We start from the raw sequence: 2,237 nt of genomic DNA on the forward strand, positions 1-2,237 counted from the left end.
CGTCGACGACCGCCTCGGCCATCTGCATGGCCGCGTACGGCGACGCCTCGTCGCGGTTCTGCTTCACGACCGTCCCACCGGAGGACTTCGCGACCGTCTCCGCACCGGTGGCGTCGGTCACCGTGATCAGCGTGTTGTTGAACGACGCGAACACGTGTGCGATGCCCCACTTCTCGTCGTCGTCGGCTGTGGACTCGCTCTGGCTCATTCGTCTTGACCCTCCGCGCGTGCGGGGTGGAGTTCGTCCGCGAGAACGGAGTTCTCGTCGAACTCGATGGTGTCCTCCTCCGCGACGGTCACGAACTTCGAGGGCTCGGTGACCCGAGCGCCGTCGACGGTGACGTGGCCGTGGACGAGGAACTGCCGAGCCTGCTGGGGCGTCGACGCCAGCCCCTGCCGGTAGACGACGGTCTGGAGACGGCGCTCCAGCACGTCGGTCTCGTCGAGGCCCAGCACCTCGGTGATGTCGTCGTTCTCGTTGAGGATGCCGATCTTCCGGAGCCGAGCGACGAACTCGTCGCCCTGCTCGTTCGCGGCCTCGACGTCGCCCTGTGCGGCGCCGAGCAGCCGTCGGGCCTCGCGGCGGAAGTCACGCAGGCGCGACTGTGCGCGCCAGAGCTCTTCCTTGCTCTCGAGCCCGTAGCGGTCGACCAGTCCGGCCTCCTCGGCGATACGCTCGCCCTGGAACGGGTGGTTCGGCGTCTCGTAGCGTTTGGTGGCGTTACCTGTCGTCATTCTGCCTCATCCTCCTCCATCTCCTCGCGGATCTCCTCGATGTTGACCCCGATGGTCCCCTCGGTTCGACCCGTGGACTTGGTCCGCTGTCCGCGGACCTTCTGCCCGCGCTCGTGGCGGACGCCCTTGTAGGAGCTGATCATCTTCATGCGGTTGATGTCGTGGCGCCGGGACTCCTCGAGGTCGCCCCCGGTCTCGTGGGTGGTCTCGCCGGAGAAGAAGTCCTTCTGCCGGTTGGCCATCCACTCGGGGACGTAGTCGCCGAGATTCTCGACGACCTCGACGACGCTGTCGATCTCGTCGTCCTCGAGGCGCCCGAACGTCGCCTGCCGATCTACGTCGGCCTCGTCGGCGACGATGCGCGCCATGCGCTTGCCGATGCCTTTGAGTTCGCTGAGGGACCGCTCGACGGATTTGGTCCCGTCCAGGTCGGTCTGCCCGATCCGGACGAAGTACTGGAGGTCCTCGTCCCCCTCCGCCTCGCCGTCCGCTGGTTCTTCTGCACTCATATCTGGTTGGTGTCGGTGCGAGCGTTGCGGCGGGGATTTGAACCCCGGAGGCTGTGCGCCACAGAGTTAGCAACCCTGCGCCTTGGGCCAGGCTAGGCTACCGCAACCCGCGTTGTCTTCTATCGTCGCCCGATTCCTCGGACTCGGGACGCCGCGCCCCTACAGTTCACTACACCCATCGCTTCCGGGAGTACACACTTAAACATCACGGAACGGGGGTGGGTGTGTGAGACGGAAACACCGCCGACGGCGGCGGGCCGATCGCCCGACGCGGCTGTCACGCGCCGCCGGCTACAGATCGAGAATCTCCCGCGCCTCCGCCGTCGACGCTACGGGCCGACCCAGTTCCTCGGCGATCCGGACCGTCCGCTCGACCAACTGTGCGTTGCTCTCGGCCTGCTGACCCTTCCGGTAGTAGAGGTTGTCTTCCAGCCCAACCCGGACGTGACCGCCCAGCAGGATCCCCATCGTCGTCAGCGGGAGCTGGTGGGGACCGAAGGCGAGTACGTTGAACTCCGCGCCGTCGGGCACGTTCTCGACCATGTTGAGCAGATTACGGGGGTTGGGAATCGTCGTCGTCCCGCCGCCGAACACGAGGTTCACGTACGGCGGCTCGTCGAGGTCGTCCCAGATCCGCAGCGACTCGTTGAGGTGGCCGCCGTTGAACACCTCCAGTTCGGGCTTGATCCCGCGGGCCTGCATCTCCTCGTGGAGCGCGTCGACGAGCGCCCGGGTGTTCTCGCTGGTGAGGTGCTGGTAGCGATTCAGCGGCCCCATGTCCAGCGACGCCATGTCGGGCGCGGGGTCGGTCCGCAGCGGCTCGGCCCGGAGCGCGTCGGGCGCCGCCGTCCCGCCGGTGGAGTGCTGGATCACCACGTCGTCGGTCGCGTCCCGGACCGCCTCAGTCAACTCCTGAAACCGCTCGGTCGAGAACGCTCGTTCCCCGGAGTCCTCGCGGGCGTGGAGGTGGAGGATGCTCGCCCCCGCCGCCTC

The 2,237-nt window shown here is 67.2% G+C and carries 4 protein-coding genes and 1 tRNA gene; all 5 read right to left on the reverse strand.

The window, feature by feature from the left end:
- A partial coding sequence (gene rpsK, locus ACFR9S_RS06030; protein WP_379818272.1) for a 30S ribosomal protein S11 occupies nt 1–208 on the reverse strand: 208 nt, incomplete at its 3' end.
- Nucleotides 205–735 carry a 30S ribosomal protein S4 gene (locus tag ACFR9S_RS06035; RefSeq protein WP_379731571.1) on the reverse strand — a complete coding sequence of 177 codons (531 nt, stop codon included), beginning with the start codon at nt 733–735 and terminating at the stop codon, nt 205–207. The genes ACFR9S_RS06035 and rpsK, both read right to left, overlap by 4 nt.
- On the reverse strand, nt 732–1,244 hold the full coding sequence (locus ACFR9S_RS06040; RefSeq protein ID WP_379731570.1) for a 30S ribosomal protein S13: 513 nt from the start codon (nt 1,242–1,244) through the stop codon (nt 732–734). Before ACFR9S_RS06040 ends, ACFR9S_RS06035 begins: the two co-directional genes overlap by 4 nt.
- A gap of 22 nt (nt 1,245–1,266) precedes the next feature.
- A tRNA-Ser gene (locus tag ACFR9S_RS06045) sits at nt 1,267–1,351 on the reverse strand.
- Nucleotides 1,352–1,535: 184 nt separating this feature from the next.
- Nucleotides 1,536–2,237 (reverse strand): beta-keto acid cleavage family enzyme (locus ACFR9S_RS06050; protein WP_379818273.1); only part of this gene is annotated, 702 nt, incomplete at its 5' end.

Origin of the sequence: Halolamina salina (genome assembly GCF_042678005.1) — an archaeon.
Classification (GTDB): domain Archaea; phylum Halobacteriota; class Halobacteria; order Halobacteriales; family Haloferacaceae; genus Halolamina; species Halolamina salina.

Excerpts from the sequence above, each read along its gene's own strand:
- ACFR9S_RS06035 (WP_379731571.1), bottom strand. The coding sequence starts at position 735 with ATGACGACAGGTAACGCCACCAAACGCTACGAGACGCCGAACCACCCG.
- ACFR9S_RS06040 (WP_379731570.1), bottom strand. The coding sequence starts at position 1,244 with ATGAGTGCAGAAGAACCAGCGGACGGCGAGGCGGAGGGGGACGAGGAC.